The following is an 18,360-nucleotide window of genomic DNA, read 5'->3' as shown; positions in this document are numbered from 1 at the left end:
AGCAGGATTTCAATGTTGGCACGCAGGACAGTAGAAGGTCGAGCGGCCGCCCTGCCGCACCTGCCGGACGACCCCGGCGCAGCGCCGGCACGGCGCCCCGGCGCGGTCGTAGACGGCGCACTCGACCTGGAAGCAGCCGGCCCCGCCGTCGCTGTGCACATAGTCGCGGATGCTGCTGCCGCCGGCCGCGATGGCATCCGCCAGGGTCTGGCGGATGGCCGGCACCAGGCGTTTGTAGCGTTCGCGGCTGATCCGGTTGGCCGCGCGCAGGGGCGAAATGCCGGCGCGAAACAGGCTTTCCGAGGCGTAGATGTTGCCGATGCCGACCACCAGATGACTGTCCATCAACAGCGGCTTGATCGGTCCGGCCCGCCGCCGCGTCGCCGCGAACAGCCAGTCGGCCGTGAATTCGTCGCCCAGCGGCTCGATGCCGAGCACCGCCAGCAACGGATGCGGCGGCGCCTCCGCCGCCTGCCAGAGGACCACGCCGAAGCGCCGCGGGTCGGCGAAGCGCAGCGTCTGCCCGGCGAACAGCAGGTCGACGTGGTCGTGCTTGCCGGGCGGCGCATCGGGCGGCACGAACCGCAGGTTGCCCGACATCCCGAGGTGGATGATCAGGCAGCCATCCTCGCCCCCGCCGCGGCAGTCGAGCAGGAGGTACTTGCCGCGCCGGCGCACGGCGGCCACCCGCTGCCCGGCCAGCGTCTCGCCGAGCGCGGCAGGCAGCGGCAAACGCAGGCGCGGCGCGCGCACGACGGCGCCGAGCAGGGTCCGTCCCTCGACCTCCGGCTGCAGTCCGCGCCGGCAAACCTCGACCTCCGGCAATTCCGGCATCGCTTGTCCCTCCGGGCAATCCCCAATAACATCGCAAACTTAGCAGACTTTGCGCGATCCAACGTGCGATCCACGACTGAAAGCAGTCCATGTCCAAGAAGCTGATCCTCGCCACCCTCGCCCTGGCCCTTGCCGGGCCGCTTCATGCTGCCGACCCGGCGCCGGCGAAAAAGCCGCCCCGCAAGCAGTCGACCGCAACCTACGGCCCCGAGGACCTGCTCGCCCGCACCGTTTTCCAGTCCATCCTCGCCGATCTGGCGCTGCAGCGCGGCGATACCGAACTCGGCGTCAGCGCCTGGGCCGATCTCGCCCGCCGCACCCGCGACCCGGCCGTCATCGCGCGCGCCACCGAAGTCGCCGCCGGCGCCCGGCACTACGACCTGGCGCTCGAACTGACCCGCCTCTGGCTGCAGGTCGATCCCGAGTCGACCCAGGCCCGGCAGACCGAATCCTCGCTGCTGCTGCTGTCCAACCGCATCGACGACCTCGCGCCGCAGCTCGCCAAGCTGCTCGAGCAGGACAAGGCCGGCCTGCCCAACAACCTGATGCACCTGAACCGGATGCTCAGCCGTCACCCCGACAAGAAGGCGGTGCAACGGCTGATCGACCGCGTGGCCGCCCCCTACGCCGAGATGCCGGAAGCGCATTTCGCGATGGGTCTCGCCGCCGCCAATGCCGACGACCCGATGCGCGCCCAGAGCGAATTCCAGAAAGCCCTGCAGCTGCGCCCCGACTGGGAGGCCGCCGCCCTAGCCTGGGCGCAGTTCCAGGCACGGCAGTCCAATGCCACCGCGCTCGAAAGCCTGAGCGAGTTCGTCGCCGCCAACCCCGACGCCCGCGACGCGCGCCTGACCCTGGCCCGCCTGCTGATCAGCGAGCGCCGGTACGACGAGGCGCGGGTGCACTTCGACCGCCTGCTCAAGGATCACCCCGACAATCCGGAAGTGATCTACCCGGTCGCCATGCTGGCGCTGCAGCAGGGTGACACCGTCACCGGCCGCGCGCAGCTCGAAAGGCTGCTGAAGTCGGATTTCCCGGACAAGAGCACCGTCCATTTCTTCCTCGGCCAGCTCGACGAGGAGCAGAAGAAGCCGGAAGCGGCCCTCGCACATTTCCGCCAGGTCACCGCCGGCGACCAGTACATCGCCGCCCGTGCCCGGGCTGCGCAGATCCTGCTGCAGCAGGGTAAGCCGGAGGAAGCGCGCGAACTGCTGCACGCGACGCGTGGCGGCAGCCCGGCCGAACAGGCCCAGCTGGCGATTGCCGAAGCGCAGCTGCTGCGCGAGGCCGGCCGCGGCGAACAGGGCTACGCCGTGCTCGAGGCCGCGCTCGCCAAGTACCCGGACAACCCGGAACTGCTCTATGAAACGGCGCTTACCGCCGAACGCCAGGGCAAGCCCGAGGTCATGGAAATGCACCTGCGGCGCCTGCTCGCCTTGAAGCCGGAGCATGCCCACGCGCTCAACGCGCTCGGCTATTCGCTGGCCGATCGCAACATCCGCCTCGCCGAGGCGCAGGACCTGATTGCCCGTGCCCTCAAGCTGGCACCCGACGACCCTTTCATCATGGACAGCATGGGCTGGGTGCTGTTCCGCCAGGGCAAGCTGCCGGAAGCGCTGAAGACCCTCGAAACCGCCTACGGCATCAAGGCCGACCCGGAAATCGCCGCCCATCTCGGCGAGGTACTGTGGACCATGGGCCGCAAGGATGAAGCGGCGCGCGTGCTCAGCGAGGCGGTCAGGAAATTCCCGGACAACGAAGTGCTGGCCGGCGCCGCGAAAAAATTCCTGCCTTGAGCCTGCGCTTCGCCCTGCCGCTCGCCTGCGGCCTGCTGGCGGCCTGCGCCACGACGCCGCCGCCGGCGTTGCCGGCGCGCGCCGAAGTCCGCGACTTCGCCCTCGACGCGCGCTTCGCCCTGCGCATCAGCCTGGCCGACCGAGCGCCGGAAAGCAGCGGCGGTCGACTCGCCTGGGAGCACAAAAATGGCAACGACCGCATCCTGATCTCCAGCCCGCTCGGCGCCGCCGTCGCCGAAATCGACGCTACCCCCACTCTGTCGCGCCTGCGCACCGCCGACGGCCAGACCCGCGAAGCGGCCGACGCCGATGCGCTGATGGCGGAGGTCACCGGCCAGCGCCTGCCCATCCGGCAATTGCCGGCCTGGCTGCTTGGCCGCGGCGGCGGCAAGCTCGAAAAGGACGCCGGCGGACGTCCGCTGCGCCTGGCCGCAGCCGGCTGGCTGGTCGACTACGCCTACGCCGACGAAGCGCCGGACGCCCTGCCCGAGCGCGTCACGCTGCGCCGCGCCGACGAAATCGAACTCCGCCTGCGCATCGAGGAATGGCGGGTATCGCCGTGAGCCGCTGGGACTGGGACAGCGTCTGGCCGGCGCCTGCCAAGCTCAACCTGTTCCTGCACGTGATCGGGCGCCGCGCCGACGGTTACCACCTGCTGCAGACCGTCTTTCGCTTCATCGACCGCGCCGACACGCTGCGCTTCGCCCCGCGCGCCGACAGCGCCATCGTGCTGGCGACGCCGACCCCGGGCGTCGCCCCGGACAGCGACCTCACCGTCCGTGCCGCCCGGCTGCTGCAGCAGGCCACCGGCTGTCGTCAGGGCGCCACCATCCATCTCGAGAAGCAGCTGCCGATGGGCGGCGGCCTCGGTGGCGGCTCGTCGGACGCCGCCACGGTGCTGCTCGCCCTCGACCACCTGTGGCAGACCGGGCTCGGGCGCGGCGAACTGGAGAAGCTCGGCCTCGCGCTCGGCGCCGACGTGCCGGTCTTCGTGCACGGCCGCAACACCTTCGCCGAGGGCGTCGGCGAAGCCTTTACCGATGTCGACCTGCCGGCGGCGTGCTATCTCGTGCTGCATCCCGCGGTCAACGTCCCGACCGCGGCCATTTTCGGCGCCCCCGAACTGTGCCGCGACACGCCGCCGATCCGTCCCGCCGACTGGCGTCACGGCGACGGCCGCAACGACCTCGAACCGGTCGCCTGCGCCAGGTTTCCGGCGGTCGCCGAACACCTCGCCTGGCTCCGCCAGCACGCCCCGGCGGCGCTGATGACCGGCTCCGGCGCCTGCGTCTTCGCCAGCTTCGCGACGCGCGCCGAAGCGGAGGCCGTCTTCGCCCGCCGGCCGGCGCACATGGCCGGCTGGATCGCCGCCGGCCTGGCGGAACACCCCCTCGCCAGTCTCTGAAAGGCTTGCCTGATGGTACCGGCCGGCTTACATTGGCGGCCTATATCAGCTTTTCACTATTTTCTACTGGAGACAAACCATGAAACTGCTCAACGCCGCCCTCGCCTGCCTCCTGGCCGCCACGCTCGTCCAGACCGCCGGCGCCCAGGAAAAGAAGAAGCTGCGCATCATCGGCGAGGAAACCAAGTTCGTCGTGAACACCGCCAACGGCCCGCTCGAAATCACCCGCGTCATGACCCCGTGCGCCAAGAACGAAGGCTGGCTGCAGGCGCTGGTTCCGGAAAAGGGCACGCATCCGGTCACCGAAATCGAGATTCTCCATGCCCTCAACGACAAGGATTCGCTCGTCGTCGACATGCGCGTCGTCGACGACCGCATCAAGGGCACCATCCCCAACTCGATCAGCATGCCCTATACCGAAGTCTCGATGCGCCTGAACGAACTGGGCTGCACCAAGGCCGCCGGCAAGTGGGACTGCAGCAAGGCCAAGAAGGTCTACGCCTTCTGCAACGGCCCGGTCTGCCCGCAAAGCCCGATCGCCATGAGCGCGATGATTCGCGACGGCTTCCCCGCCGACAAGATCTATTACTACCGCGGCGGCATGCTCGACTGGGAAGCGCTGGGCCTGACCACCGTGCGCGGCGATTTCTGATCGCGGCGCACTGCACTTTTCCGATTAAAAATGCTGGATTTCCTGCGGCGACTCCTGTAATATCCGCGCCTCGTTCGCACGCGAACCCGTGCAGACGTCCCGCTGGGGAGTCGCCAAGTTGGTCAAGGCACCGGATTTTGATTCCGGCATTCGAAGGTTCGAATCCTTCTTCCCCAGCCAAATTCCTTCGGGCAGGTCACAAGCCTGCCCGATTTTCATTGTGGCGGGCGAAACGCGAGCAGGAACAGCCCGGAGGATGTGAAAATGGCCTACAACAGCCTGATGGTCTTCACCGGCAACGCCAACCCCCGACTGGCGGCGGACGTTGCGAACCAGCTCAACGTCGATCTCGGACGCGCCAACGTCGGCCGCTTTTCCGACGGTGAAGTCAGCGTCGAGCTGCAGGAACACGTCCGCGGCCGCGACATCTTCGTGCTGCAATCGACCTGCGCGCCATGCAACGACAACCTGATGGAACTGCTGGTCATTGTCGATTCGCTCAAGCGCGCCTCGGCCGGCCGCATCACCGCCGCCATCCCCTACTTCGGCTACGCCCGCCAGGACCGCCGTTCGCGTTCGTCGCGCGTGCCCATCGCCGCCAAGCTGGTCGCCAACATGCTGGTCGCCTCCGGCGTCGACCGCGTGCTGACCATGGACCTGCACGCCGAGCAGATCCAGGGCTTCTTCGACATTCCGGTCGACAACATCTACGCCCTGCCCATCCTGCTCGACGACATCCGCAAGCAGAACTACGAGAACCCGATGGTCGTCTCGCCGGACCACGGCGGCGTCGTCCGCGCCCGCTCGCTGGCCAAGCGCCTCGAATGCGACCTGGCGATCATCGACAAGCGCCGCCCGAAGGCCAACGTCTCGGAAGTCATGAACATCATCGGCGAAGTCGAAGGGCGCACCTGCATCATCATGGACGACATGGTCGACACCGCCGGCACGCTGTGCAAGGCGGCCACCGCGCTCAAGGAAAATGGCGCCAGACAGGTCGTCGCCTACTGTACCCACCCGGTGCTGTCCGGCCCGGCGATCGATCGTCTGAACGACTCCGACCTCGATTCCCTGGTCGTCACCGACACCATTCCGCTGCGCGATGACGCCATCGCCTGTCCGCGCATCCGCCAGCTGTCGGTCGCCGAAATCATGGCCGAAACCATCCGCCGCATCAGCAACGACGACTCCGTCTCGTCGCTGTTCATCGACTAAGTTTTTTCAACCTTCCCGTTCTGGTCGCGGATCGGGAAACATTCTGGAGTATCACCATGCAATTCGAAATCATCGCCCAAGCGCGTACGCTGCAGGGATCGGGTGCGAGCCGCCGCCTGCGTCGCGCCGGCAAGGTACCGGGCATCATCTACGGTGGCGAAGCCGCCCCGCAGGCCATCGAGGTCGACCACAACGACCTGCTGCTCAACCTGAAGAAGGAAGCCTTCCACGCCTCCATCCTCAACATCGTCATCGACGGCACGAAGCAGCAGGTTCTGCTGCGCGACACGCAGCGCCACGCCTACAAGCCGCTCGTCCTGCACGTCGACTTCCAGCGCGTCGATGCCACCCATGAGCTGCACATCAAGGTGCCGCTGCACTTTGTCAACGAGGAAACCGCCCCCGGCGTCAAGCTCTCCGGCGGCCTGGTCAACCACGTCATCACCGAACTGGACGTCCAGTGCCTGGCCAAGGACCTGCCCGAGTTCATCGAGGTCGACCTCGGTGCCCTCAAGGTCGGCGACAGCATCCACCTGTCCCAGCTCAAGCTGCCGAAGGGCGTCAAGCTGGCGCACCACGGCGCTGACGACTCCGTCGTCGTCGGCATCGTCGGCAAGGGCGGCTCTTCCGAAGAAGCTGCCGAAGGCGAAGCGGCTGCCGAGTAATTTCCGGCACCTCGCTGCAATGGCCGCCGCTGGCAAGATGCCGCCGGCGGCTTTTTCGCACTTGTAGCCATGACTCCCCCGCGCCTCATCGTCGGCCTCGGCAACCCCGGGCCGGAATACGAAACCACCCGGCACAACGTCGGCTTCTGGTTCGTCGACCACCTGGCCGACCGGCTGAAGGTAACGCTCGCCCCGCAAGGCAAGTTCTTCGGCAAGGCCGGACGCGCCGGCGACACCTGGCTGCTCGAACCGACCACCTTCATGAACCGCTCCGGGCAGGCGGTGGCGGCGCTAGCCAACTTCTACAAGATTCCGCCGGCCGAGATTCTCGTCATCCACGACGAGCTCGACCTGCCACCCGGCGGCATCCGCCTCAAGCAGGGTGGCGGCAACGGCGGGCACAACGGCCTCAAGGACATCCAGGCCCGCCTCGGCACCCCCGATTTCTGGCGCCTGCGCCTCGGCATCGGCCACCCGCGCACCCTCGGCCTGGCGCAACAGGTCGTCGATTTCGTCCTCCACCCGCCGCGCAAGGAAGAGCTGCCCGAGATCGAGCACGCCCTCGCCCGCTGCCTGCTGGCCTGGCCCAAACTCGCAGCCGGCGACTTCGCCGGCGCCCAACAACAGTTGCACGGCAAAGCCGTCTAAGGAACAACAAATGTCTTTGAAATGCGGCATCGTCGGCCTGCCCAACGTCGGCAAATCCACACTCTTCAACGCCCTGACCAAGGCCGGCATCGAAGCCGCCAACTACCCGTTCTGCACCATCGAGCCGAACGTCGGCATCGTCGAGGTGCCCGACCCGCGGCTCGCCCAGCTGTCGGCCATCGTCAAGCCGCAGAAGATCCAGCCGGCCATCGTCGAATTCGTCGACATCGCCGGGCTGGTCGCCGGCGCCTCGAAGGGTGAAGGCCTGGGCAACCAGTTCCTCGCCAACATCCGCGAAACCGACGCCATCGTCCACGTCGTGCGCTGCTTTGCCGACGACAACGTGGTCCACGTCTCGGGCAACGTCGATCCGCTCCGCGACATCGAGGTGATCGACACCGAACTGGCGCTCGCCGACATGGCAACCGTCGAAAAGGCCCTCAACCGCTACCGGCGTCCGGCCAGCTCGGGCGACAAGGAAGCCAAAATCCTGGTCGCCGTGCTGGAGAAGTGCTTCGCCCAGCTCGACCAGGGCAAGCCGGTGCGCTCCCTTGATCTGGCCAAGGAAGAATGGGCCAGCCTCAAGCCCTTCTGCCTGATCACCGCAAAGCCGGTGCTCTACGCCGCCAACGTCGCCGAAGACGGCTTCGAGAACAATCCACATCTTGATGCGGTGCGCGCCCACGCCGCCGGCGAAGGCGCCGAGGTGGTCGCGCTGTGCGCCGCCATCGAAGCCGAAATCGCCGATCTCGACGATGCCGACAAGGTCGAGTTCCTCGAATCGATGGGCCTCCACGAACCCGGCCTCGACCGCCTGATCCGCGCCGGCTACAAGCTGCTCGGCCTCGCCACCTACTTCACCGCCGGCGTCAAGGAAGTCCGCGCCTGGACCATCCACCTCGGCGACACCGCCCCGCAGGCCGCCGGCGTCATCCACACCGACTTCGAACGCGGCTTCATCCGCGCCCAGACCATCGCCTTCGACGACTTCATCGCCTGCAAGGGCGAAGCCGGCGCCAAGGAAGCCGGCAAGATGCGCGCCGAAGGCAAGGAATACGTGGTCAAGGACGGCGACGTGCTGAACTTCCTGTTCAACGTCTAAACAAAACATAGGATGTTGGCGGATTTCGTCGGACAACAAAGACTGTTTTAATTCAAGCTGTTGAGGTGTTTTTCGCTCCTTGACAATCCGCGATGATCCGTTGAAAGCCGGGTACAAACCGGGTACCATTCCGGGTATGGAGTCGAAACCGGATATCTGAAAACCGGGTACGACTCGAACCCGGAGAACAGGCCATGCTGACCGACACCCAATGCCGCACCGCCAAGCCCAAGGACAAGCCTTACAAACTTTCAGACGGCAAAGGGCTGTATCTGGAAATCAAACCTAACGGGGTGAAGGCTTGGCGCTACCGTTTCGAGTTGCGTGAAGGCGATTCCACCAAGGAGAGCGTCTTTGCGATTGGCGACTACGTTGCCGTCCCTAGTGGCGAATCGTCAGAAGAGGCACAGGCCCGACGGGGTGGTCAGCGATTTTCCTTGGCCGAGGCTCGAGATGAACGCATCAAGGCACGGGCGCTGGTCAAGCAAGGCATCAACCCGGCGCACAACCGACAGCGTGAACGCATCAAGCGCGAGCTGGAAAATGCCACTACCTTCGAGGCCGTAGCAAATGAATGGCTGGCTCTGAAGGACTGGGAGGAGGTCACCAAGACGCGGCGGCTAGACATGCTCACCCGTGTCGTTTTCCCGAAGATCGGTTCGCTACCGGTCAAGAGCATCACCCCGGCTCATATCCTCGACGTACTAAATACCGCGGCGAAGAAAAACGGACTGACCGTTGCAGCGGAAGCCAAGCGCACGATGTCCGGTGTCTTTGAATTGGCGGTATCCACCTTGCGGGTAGAGTCCGATCCGGTGTATCCGGTGCGCAAGGCGCTGCCAGCCAACAAGACCCAGCACAAGCGCCCTTTGGATTCCGGCGAGATCGGGCAGTTATTGCGCGACGTGGAAGGGCATGGTGGTCGCCATGAAACCATCACCGCATTCCGACTCATGTGGCTGACCCTCTGCCGCCCGAGCGAGGCAACTGAAGCGCGATGGGATGAATTCGATCTCGACGCGGCGGTCTGGCGCATTCCCGCAGAGCGGATGAAAAAGCGCAAGGCACATGCGATGCCCCTGCCCACGCAAGCAGTCGAAATGCTGCGTGCACTGCACGGACTCACTGGGCGCCATACTCACCTATTCCCGCATCGTGATGACCGGACGAAACCAATGGTCGCGGCCTCATTCCGGCAAATGCTCAATTCCTTGGGCTGGGGTGGCAAATACAGCCCCCACGCCACCCGGACAACCGGTAGCACCCGGCTAAACGAGTTGGGTTTCGCCTCCGACTGGATCGAGCGCCAGTTGGCCCACGCCGAACCCAACATGGTGCGGCGCACCTACAACCACGCCGAACATCTTACTGACCGCGCCAAGATGATGCAGGAATGGGCTGACATGCTGGACACTTGGAAAAGGAACGACACTAAAGTGGTGCCGATAAAAGAACGACGGATAAAAGCGTAAGGTTCTGCCAAAAGTGCGGAGGAACAGATGAGCAACGATCTGAGCGGCTATGGCCAAGAACTTCGTGAGCTTTCTCAGGCGGCAGAGAAGGGCGATGCAGAAGCAGGTGAAAAGCTGTTGAGACTCTTCGCATCGTTGGTTAATTTTCCCGAACATGCTCACCCGGAATTGGTACGGCACTTGGCAAAGTGTGTGGTCCGCTTCAGGAAGCTCGATTCACTGCAGCGGCGCAATGGTGCACCACGTGCTTTCTGTGTCCAGAAGCCAGCTCATCGCCCCCCCGATGTTAAACCCTCGGAAAATCACGTAAGGGCGTGGTATGCCTTCCTGTTGGCGCGCTCGGAAGGAAAGAGATTTGAGGAAGCAAAGGCTATTGGAGCTGATGCGGGCAACATTTCAGAGGAGACCATGCATGATCTTGCTCGATCTACTAAGAAGACAAAACAAGCGCTGAACGAGGAAATGTTTGCCTTGTTTCAACTCTCACTTGAACAACGTAAAGCGCTTCTTGGTGATTAAGTGATCACTTAATCACCCTGACCCGCTCGAGGTGGACCAATACAGTCGGAGCCGTCTATTAACGTACAAGGACGGATACGATGAGTCTTCTCCCTGAAACCGGCTTCGTTCGCCTGCCTCAAATTATTGGCGACCCCAAAGCAAATCCGCCGATCCCCCCGATCATTCCCGTCAAGAAGACCTGCTGGTGGCAGGGGGTCAAGACGGGGCGCTTCCCCAAGCCCGTGAAGCTCGGGCCGCGCGTTACTGCGTGGCGTGTCGAGGATATTCGCGACTTGATCGCAAAGGCTTAGGGACGATGCCGAACGGACAATGGATGGAGCACCTGCTCATGCTGATGGCTGGTGCTCGGGGGCTGGGCTTCGAGGCGGATATCTCCAGCCTTTCCCTTGAGGAAATCTATGGCCTGTACTTGTACTTGTGTCGAGTATTGCCCATAGAAGGTATCACGCCTAATAACGCGGTAGGGAGCCCGCAGGATGACTAAACGGCGCAAGGGGGCGAGCATTGATGGGCGATTCTTGGCCTTGCCCCATCGTCTGCTGGACAGCAAGGCGTATATCGGGCTCAGCGCGCCAGCAAGCCGCCTCTTGGTTGATTTGGCTAGGCAATATGCAGGGGTGAATAACGGAAAATTACTTTGTACGTTGAGCGCTTTGAAGTCTCGCGGTTGGACCAGTAATGACACGCTGTACCGCGCAAGGCGCGAGCTTGAGGCGGTCAAATTGATACAGCTGACTCGCCATGCAATGAAGCCGAGAAGGGCGGCTTGGTGGGGCCTTTGCTGGCTTCCATTGGACTACGATCCCCTTATGGACATCAAGCCCGCGGACTTCCAAGTCAAGAGCTTCCTCCGGGATGGATAAAGTGCTCTACCGCCTCCCGGTTATACCAATAGTCTCATTAGACCGGCAGACGGTGATACGCATAGGCTGAATTCACCGCTTGCCGGTCTAATAGACACCAAAATCGACGTTTTCGTATCACCGTAAGGCGGTGAATATTTATATTATTTATATATTGCCATCTGAGCGGTGCTTCTTGGTCATGGGGTGTATAGGCGATTTCATAGCCCTTGGTGATTTCGAACGAAGCACTTCTCTCCGTTGGCATACAGTGAGTTCGCCATCGACAGGACCTCAGCGTAACTGAAGTGATCAAAAAGTTTGTTGGCAATTTGGCAATAAAAGACACCATCAGTTAAATGAATCGTCCCTTCGCGGAGATGATATTTCATTAACGCCTGATGGTCTGAACCCATAAATTCTTTCGCGGCTGAGCGATCAAAATAGAGTCTATCTGGGTAATGGAATTCTCCATCGCCAAACGATGATTCATATGTATCCTCGTACAGGATTAGATAGATAACTATTGATTGCCCCTCAAGTTGAGCGAGGTGTCCAGCCAAGTGCTGATAGTCCTTCGCCAGTAAGGGCTTTGGTGGTGGCGGTGGTGGCGGATTGACCGCTTCTGGTGGAATCGATTCGGGTGGTGGAGGCAAGTTTGGCGGAAGATCTTCCTTGTTTATCTTGTCCGGTCGAAAGTTTCTGTAGATGCGCTGATGAACGGCATCCCAATGGTTGTAGTTGTTATTTAAAAGTTTCCATTGCGGAGACTGATCCGTGCGGTTGGCGGCAAAGATGTAATGACGATTTAGGCAGACGAAGTAGTTGTCGGTGTCCCACCAGTCGTCGTAATACTCGATACTGGTCACCTTATTCTGTGACTGGTCAGGCAGGGCGTCAGGAATGGCGGTCACTACCCTATTTTGTGGCCTTGTTAGCGATTCCTGTAGCGCTTTCAGTGCCGGAGTGAATTGCTCAATCACTGCCATTTGCTGCTTGTTGAGATGGACTCGCCACCCTTGATCGGAGCCACTCGAAGTCGTCAAGCAAAACGATGTAATCCCGGTACGTTGCGGAGGGTGAAGATAACCGGGGCCCAGCGTGGTCTCGATGCTGAAAACAGCTCGATAGACTCCAAGCCAGATCCCCTTTTTGGCAACACCATTTATTTTGCATATTTTCGGTGCCGAGGAGCGGGGCTTGGGTTTCGGCCAATGCCCCTCAAGCCACGCGTTCAAGCATTCGATGCAGAGTGTTGCGCTTTCCTCTTTTGCTATTTCGAACAGTCGGGTCGCCCGCGGACCAATCTGGGGCTGGTCTTCCCGGTCTTCGTTTTCGCTTTGCCTGGCGCCTGGAGTTTGGTTGTGAGCGGCCCCTTCGAGTTCGTCAGCGTCGCTCTGTAGTATTCGCAACAACAAGGCCTTGGTACCCAATCGTTCTATCGAGGGCTTGCCAAGTTCTGCACCTTCGTAATCGGTTCCCTCATTTATGAGTTCCCAGCGGTTATTTCCGAGATACCTAACGTACTCCGTCCAAGACTCGGCTCGCCCCGGGGCATCATGGAGTTCTCCGCTATAAAGCTGGTGGTAGCGTGAGGTCATATAGAGTATTTGATGGTTAGATACATGGACGTCGCGACGTGTTCAATATGCAACTGTATGCCTTCAGCCTTCCGCAAGCTCTTGTCGCCCGTCAGGCACTATCCTTCAGCCACTTCCAGTGGGCGTGGTACTTGCGCATACGTTTGACATCCTTATCGGAGAGGTCGGCGATGCGCAGGATGTTCATGTTGTCTTCGAGGTCTGCCAGCTTCACGGTCTTGGCGAGGGGGTTGCTGGCGGCCCGCTGAATGAACCGGGTGTAGTCCTCGTCTTCATGCAGCTTGGTGACACAGCGCAGGGCATCGATGACGACTTCGGGAATGCCCTCCTCCGCCAGTCGTTCAAAGGTCCAGCCTTCGCTGGCGTGGTCTTCGACGACGTCGTGCAGCACGGCGACCATTTTTTCTTCGTCGGTCGTCATTTTCATCATCATCCGCAGGGGATGCAGGATGTAGGGCGAGCCGCCTTTGTCGGGGGCGTGGGTCAGGTGGGCGTTGGCAGCGATTGCCACGGCTTTGACGAGTGGGTTCATGCTCTTCTCCAGACTCCCTATCATTCCGGCGCAGCCGGCCTCCGGGAGTGGAGAAGCGAGCGACGCTTTAGCAGCATTTGTCAGTCGCCCTGCAAGTTGCCTTTAACTCGGCGACGGTGACCGCAGACACCCAAAGAAAAACCCGTTCAGCTCGGCAGCCGGAACGGGTTTTTCACCGCTTTAGCTGCATTTGTATGGCGCCCGCAAGCTGAAACTCAAATCGGCGCAAGTGCATCGTAGATCACACCCGGGGATGGGTCAAGATGCTTCCGAATATGTCGCAGTTTGCCGATACGTTTGCCATCAGGTCGATCTGGCAGGACAAAATACTTGGGGTTTGATTACGATGCCCGGGGACGTAGTGGCTGAATCAGTTTGGCAAAATCACGCCCTCCATCTGGTTACGTAGGGGAATCAACCGGCTTCGTCCTTGCTTGTGCGTGTTGTAAAGTGACAGGCTTCTGCCATTTGGCATTACAACTCCAAGAAGCCCGATCATGGCCCTCAAGAAATCCGAACTTTATTCCTCCCTCTGGAAGTCCTGCGACGAGCTGCGCGGGGGCATGGATGCCAGCCAGTACAAGGATTACGTCCTCATCCTGCTGTTCGTCAAATACGTCTCCGACAAATACGCCGGTGATCCCGATGCCCTGATCGACGTGCCGGCGGGCGGCGGCTTCGCCGACATGGTGGCGGCCAAGGGCAGCAAAGAGATCGGCGACCGCATCAACAAGATCATCGGTAGGTTGGCCGACGCCAACGACAGCCTCAAGGGCGCGATCAACGTCGCCGACTTCAACGACGAAGAAAAGCTCGGCAAGGCCGATGCCATGGTGCAGCGCCTGACCAAGCTGGTCTCGATCTTCGAGGGGCTGAATTTCGGTGGCAACCGGGCCGAGGGCGACGACCTGCTCGGCGACGCCTACGAATACCTGATGCGCCACTTCGCCACCGAGTCCGGCAAGAGCAAGGGGCAGTTCTACACCCCGGCGGAAGTCTCTCGTGTCATGTCCATGGTCATCGATCTGGGCAAGGCCAACCATGCCGGGCAGAGCATCTACGACCCCACCTGTGGTTCCGGCTCCCTGCTGCTCAAGGCGCACGACGAGGCCAAGAGCCGCACCGGGCTGGACTTGGCGCTGTACGGGCAGGAGATGGACAACGCCACCTCGGCGCTGGCGCGCATGAACATGGTGCTGCACGACTGCCCGACGGCGGAAATCTGGCAGGACAACGTCCTCTCGCACCCGCATTTCAAGAATGCCGACGGCGGTCTCAAGACCTTCGACTTCGTGGTCGCCAATTTTCCCTTCTCGGTCAAGGCATGGATGAGCGGCCTCGATCCGGCCAACGACCTCTTCGGGCGCTTCGACTACGGCCTGCCCCCGGCCAAGAATGGCGACTACGCCTTCCTGCTGCACATCCTCGCCTCGCTCAAGAGTACCGGCAAGGGTGCGGTGATTCACCCGCACGGCGTGCTGTTCCGGGGTGGTGCCGAGGCGGTGATCCGCAAGAACCTCGTCCGGCGTGGGTTCATCAAGGGCATCATCGGCCTGCCGGCCAACCTGTTCTACGGCACCGGCATCCCCGCCTGCATTCTGGTACTGGACAAGGAAGGGGCGGCCGGGCGCAAGGGCATCTTCATGGTCGATGCCAGCAAGGGCTTCATCAAGGATGGCAACAAGAACCGGCTGCGGGCGCAGGACATCCACAAGATTGTCGATACCTTCAACCGCCAGTTGGACATCCCCAAGTATTCGCGCATGGTGCCGCTGGCCGAGATCGAGGCCAACGACTTCAACCTCAATCTGCCGCGCTATATCGACAGTACCGAACCGGAAGACGTGCAGGACATCGAGGCCCATCTCAAGGGCGGCATCCCCAATGCCGACATCGATAGTCTTGCCGCTTACTGGCAGATTTTTCCCGGCGTGCGCGGCGAACTCTTTGCCGATGCGGATCGCCCCGGCTACAGCCAGCCCAAGGTCGAAGCCAGCCAGATCAAGGCGACGATCTTCGCCCATCCTGAATTCACCGCCTTCAACCAACAAGTCAGTGCGCTGTATGCCTACTGGAAAGCAACCAATACCCCGCTGCTCTCCGGAATCAAACAGGGCGACCGCCCCAAGCTGCTGATTGAGACGCTGGCGGAAAACCTGCTGGACACCTTCCGCAGCGGGGAGGCCATCGCCTCGCTGATCGACCCCTACGGCGTCTACCAGCACCTGATGGACTACTGGGCCGAGACCATGCAGGACGATGCGTGGATGATCGCCAGCGACGGCTGGAAGGCTGTGGTCGACGGCAAAAACAACGTGGATTTGATCCCGCCCGCGCTGGTCGTTGCACGCTATTTCTCCGCCGAGCAGGCTGCCATCGAGCAACGCGAAGCCGAGCGCGACGCTATCAGCCGCCAGATGGAGGAGATGGACGAAGAGCATGGCGGCGAGGATGGGCTGCTGGCCGAAGCGAAGAACGACAAGGGCAAGCTCACGAAGGCCACCGTCAAGGCGCGGCTGGCCGAGATCAAGCATGACAAGGACGCCGCCGACGAGCGCAAGCTGCTCAACGCCTACGCCGACCTGATCGAACAGGAAGCCGCTGCCAGCAAGGCCGTGAAGGATGCGCAGAAGGCGCTCGATGCCAAGGTGGCCGCCCAATACGCCAAGCTCACCGAGACCGAGATCAAAACGCTGGCGGTGGATGACAAATGGTTAGCCGCACTCGCCGCCAGCGTGCAGGGCGAACTTGATCGCGTCAGCCAATCCCTCACCGGGCGCATCCGGCAACTGACCGAACGCTACGCAACGCCGCTGCCGCGCTTGGCCGAAGAAGTGGAGACCCTCGCCACCCGTGTCGATGAACACCTGAAGAAGATGGGGTTCGTATGGCAGTGAGGCCGGGATACAAGCAGACCGACGTGGGCGTGATACCGTCGGACTGGACGGTGGTCTCAGTAGGCGAGCTAGCTCGATTTACATCCGGAAAAGGAATCAGCGTAGCGGCACTCCGTACGAAGTCATCAGACATATCCGTGCCGGTATATGGCGGAAATGGAATAGCTGGCTATACGATGACCCCAAATATTAATGCCGCCTGTGTAGTGGTGGGGCGTGTTGGGCAAAGATGTGGAGAGGTCTATCTAACCGATGGGCCTGCGTGGATCACCGACAACGCGCTTTACCCGAAGGATACCTATCAACTCTTTTGCGCCCCGTTCCTCGCTTACGCGCTCAAGGCGGCCAAGCTAAACGAGGTCAAGAACAAGAATGACCTTCCGCTGGTTACACAGACAATTTTGGCAGCGGTAAGGATTGCGTGGCCAGAGATTGATGAACAACGCGCCATTGCCACCGCGCTGTCGGATGTGGATGCTCTCCTCGCCAAGCTCGACCAGTTCATCGCCAAGAAGCGCGATCTCAAAGAGGCCGCCATGCAACAACTTCTCACTGGGCACACCCGCCTGCCGGGGTTTAGCGGGGAGTGGAAGGTGAAGTTGTTGGAGGAACTTATCGTCCGGCTCAAGAAAACCACCCGCCTGTCATCATCGGGCAGAACAGAAGGCACTTTTCCATTCTTTACGAACACCACAAAGCCTGTTCAAAGATTCTTGGATGATGCTGACTTTGACACCGAGGCGATCATAGCAAACACGGGAGGAGAGGCGTATTTCAATTACTTCGACGGCCGCTTCGCAGCCATGTCTGACTGCTTTGTTTTCGAAACGAGGTGTGTCACGCGGTTTCTCTATTTCTTTCTCAAGTCTGTTGAGCGAGCAGTCAATGACAACTGTTTCACTGGGTCTGGAATAAAGCATCTCGACAAGAAATTCTTCTACCAGATGGAAGTCCGGTGCCCTGCCGAGCTTTCGGAACAAACGGCCATCGCAACCGTCCTCTCCGACATGGACGCCGAACTCGCCGCCCTCGAAGCCCACCGCGACAAGACCCGCGCCCTCAAGCAGGGCATGATGCAGGAACTGCTGACGGGAAGGATTCGGCTGGTATGAAAGTCGAGAGCATCAACGGGCGAGACTACCGCCTGCCCACTGGGCTAAATGAATTCCAGCTTCAGATGTATGTTCACCTGATTGATTGGAAATGGGCGCACATCACGGACAAACCCGGCAATTACGAATACAAAGAGCACCTAATCCCCTACGACGCCATCCTTCCGAGTGATAAGGCCGACGAGCTTCGCGTCATCTATCCACCCGTGGTTGAAGCGCTTCGGCAACACTGGAGGAAGAACCCCTTCAGGTTTCACACCCACTTCAACCACATGGCCAGCTCACAGGCCGCCAACGTGAATCTCTTCCTGCCATTGTTGCACCATCCGCTGGGGAGCAAAGTCCTCGCATCACTCAAGCCAGACTTCGCCTCGCTGGCGACCGACCAGCTAGACCATGGCTATTGCATTGAGTACTGGGGTGGAAACTTCGGGGGCGACGATTCCGACAGGGGGCTACTGGGTGACAAGTCCGCCCTCGGAGGAACGGATTCCGATGTTGCGATTGCCTACCGCAATTTCTCGGGCGAACTTTGCCTCTGGCTGATCGAGCACAAGCTGACCGAGAGCGAGTTCACTCCGTGCGGGGGCTACAAGAGCAAGGATCGGAAGAACCACCCCTCCTGCGACTGCACACGGAGCGTCTCGGAAATACTGAAGGACAAGAACGCCTGCTTTCACCGCGCTGTCCGCGAGCGCAATTACTGGAACATCACTGAGAGAAACGCCGAGTTTTTCGTCAACCACGGAAGGTACCCGCATTGCCCGTTCCAAGGCGGAATGAACCAACTCTGGCGCAATCAACTGCTTGCCTTGGCGATGGAGCAGGACGAACAGCAGCCGTATCAACACGCGTCGTTTTCAGTGGTCAGGCACCCCGGCAATAGCCATCTGGACGATTCGCTGGACGCCTTCAAGGAATTGGTGGGCCACAATCCGAAGTTCTCCGTCTTTACCTCGGAAGATTTGGTTCGCGCTGCCGAGGGACAGCAGGACGATGCGCTCAACCAGTGGGCGCATTGGTATCGCACGCTCTACATGCTATGAACTCACGGGCGCAGTCATC

At 61.4% G+C, this 18,360-nt stretch carries 17 protein-coding genes and 1 tRNA gene; 15 read left to right on the top strand and 3 right to left on the bottom strand.

Translation table 11 applies throughout. The features are described 5' to 3' along the window. Positions 1–9 precede the first annotated feature (9 nt). The gene (gene mutM / locus GH660_RS11660; RefSeq protein ID WP_153146830.1) at positions 10–834 is read right to left on the bottom strand and encodes a bifunctional DNA-formamidopyrimidine glycosylase/DNA-(apurinic or apyrimidinic site) lyase; all 825 of its coding nucleotides are present in this window, start codon (positions 832–834) and stop codon (positions 10–12) included. 89 nt (positions 835–923) lie between these two features. On the opposite strand from mutM, the gene GH660_RS11655 reads away from it, so the two are divergent. The 12 genes from GH660_RS11655 (at position 924) to GH660_RS11600 (ending at position 10,601) form a co-directional block, all read left to right on the top strand. After that, positions 924–2,630, top strand: a complete 1,707-nt coding sequence (locus GH660_RS11655) for a tetratricopeptide repeat protein (RefSeq protein ID WP_153146829.1) — start codon at positions 924–926, stop codon at positions 2,628–2,630. Beyond that, positions 2,627–3,193 carry a lipoprotein insertase outer membrane protein LolB gene (lolB, locus tag GH660_RS11650; RefSeq protein WP_194266301.1) on the top strand — a complete coding sequence of 189 codons (567 nt, stop codon included), beginning with the start codon at positions 2,627–2,629 and terminating at the stop codon, positions 3,191–3,193. The genes GH660_RS11655 and lolB overlap by 4 nt, the downstream gene beginning before the upstream one ends. Next, complete coding sequence (ispE, locus tag GH660_RS11645; protein ID WP_228276474.1) at positions 3,190–4,035, top strand: 4-(cytidine 5'-diphospho)-2-C-methyl-D-erythritol kinase; 846 nt, start codon at positions 3,190–3,192, stop codon at positions 4,033–4,035. The genes lolB and ispE overlap by 4 nt, the downstream gene beginning before the upstream one ends. A 79-nt stretch (positions 4,036–4,114) precedes the next feature. Further along, the gene (locus GH660_RS11640) at positions 4,115–4,687 is read left to right on the top strand and encodes a rhodanese-like domain-containing protein (protein WP_153146826.1); all 573 of its coding nucleotides are present in this window, start codon (positions 4,115–4,117) and stop codon (positions 4,685–4,687) included. Between the two features lie 103 nt (positions 4,688–4,790). Next, positions 4,791–4,867, top strand: a tRNA-Gln gene (locus GH660_RS11635). An 84-nt stretch (positions 4,868–4,951) separates the two neighbouring features. Beyond that, positions 4,952–5,902: a ribose-phosphate pyrophosphokinase gene (locus GH660_RS11630; protein ID WP_153146825.1), complete on the top strand. Its 951-nt coding sequence runs from the start codon at positions 4,952–4,954 to the stop codon at positions 5,900–5,902. Between the two features lie 56 nt (positions 5,903–5,958). Further along, entirely contained in the window at positions 5,959–6,567 is a 609-nt protein-coding gene (locus GH660_RS11625; protein WP_153146824.1) for a 50S ribosomal protein L25/general stress protein Ctc, read from the top strand. A 69-nt stretch (positions 6,568–6,636) separates the two neighbouring features. Further along, entirely contained in the window at positions 6,637–7,215 is a 579-nt protein-coding gene (gene pth, locus GH660_RS11620) for an aminoacyl-tRNA hydrolase (RefSeq protein WP_153146823.1), read from the top strand. A gap of 10 nt (positions 7,216–7,225) precedes the next feature. Next, on the top strand, positions 7,226–8,317 hold the full coding sequence (ychF, locus tag GH660_RS11615; protein ID WP_153146822.1) for a redox-regulated ATPase YchF: 1,092 nt from the start codon (positions 7,226–7,228) through the stop codon (positions 8,315–8,317). A gap of 194 nt (positions 8,318–8,511) precedes the next feature. Continuing rightward, a complete protein-coding gene (locus tag GH660_RS11610; RefSeq protein WP_153146821.1) occupies positions 8,512–9,789 on the top strand; it encodes a tyrosine-type recombinase/integrase in 1,278 nt (425 codons plus the stop codon). 27 nt (positions 9,790–9,816) lie between these two features. After that, on the top strand, positions 9,817–10,308 hold the full coding sequence (locus GH660_RS11605) for a hypothetical protein (protein ID WP_153146820.1): 492 nt from the start codon (positions 9,817–9,819) through the stop codon (positions 10,306–10,308). Between the two features lie 80 nt (positions 10,309–10,388). Further along, positions 10,389–10,601 carry an AlpA family transcriptional regulator gene (locus GH660_RS11600; RefSeq protein ID WP_153146819.1) on the top strand — a complete coding sequence of 71 codons (213 nt, stop codon included), beginning with the start codon at positions 10,389–10,391 and terminating at the stop codon, positions 10,599–10,601. 773 nt (positions 10,602–11,374) lie between these two features. On the opposite strand, the gene GH660_RS11595 is transcribed toward GH660_RS11600, so the two are convergent. Together GH660_RS11595 and GH660_RS11590 are read right to left on the bottom strand one after the other, a co-directional pair. Then, positions 11,375–12,754, bottom strand: a complete 1,380-nt coding sequence (locus GH660_RS11595; RefSeq protein WP_194266300.1) for a hypothetical protein — start codon at positions 12,752–12,754, stop codon at positions 11,375–11,377. Positions 12,755–12,845: 91 nt separating this feature from the next. Further along, positions 12,846–13,286 carry a GTP pyrophosphokinase gene (locus GH660_RS11590; protein WP_153146817.1) on the bottom strand — a complete coding sequence of 147 codons (441 nt, stop codon included), beginning with the start codon at positions 13,284–13,286 and terminating at the stop codon, positions 12,846–12,848. Between the two features lie 497 nt (positions 13,287–13,783). Between GH660_RS11590 and GH660_RS11585 the strand changes: the two genes are divergently transcribed. Genes GH660_RS11585 through GH660_RS11575 form a run of 3 tightly spaced genes read left to right on the top strand, consistent with a single transcriptional unit; the run spans position 13,784 to position 18,341 of the window. Further along, positions 13,784–16,183: a type I restriction-modification system subunit M gene (locus GH660_RS11585; protein WP_153146816.1), complete on the top strand. Its 2,400-nt coding sequence runs from the start codon at positions 13,784–13,786 to the stop codon at positions 16,181–16,183. Then, positions 16,174–17,295, top strand: coding sequence for a restriction endonuclease subunit S (locus tag GH660_RS11580; protein ID WP_153146815.1), 1,122 nt, complete (start codon positions 16,174–16,176; stop codon positions 17,293–17,295). Before GH660_RS11585 ends, GH660_RS11580 begins: the two co-directional genes overlap by 10 nt. Beyond that, positions 17,292–18,341, top strand: coding sequence for a hypothetical protein (locus GH660_RS11575; protein WP_153146814.1), 1,050 nt, complete (start codon positions 17,292–17,294; stop codon positions 18,339–18,341). Before GH660_RS11580 ends, GH660_RS11575 begins: the two co-directional genes overlap by 4 nt. Positions 18,342–18,360 lie beyond the last annotated feature (19 nt).

It is taken from the genome of Dechloromonas sp. H13, assembly GCF_009469615.1.
GTDB lineage: Bacteria > Pseudomonadota > Gammaproteobacteria > Burkholderiales > Rhodocyclaceae > Azonexus.
Note: the sequence above shows the minus strand (reverse complement) of the source record. Positions and strands in the feature narration are given on the sequence as shown.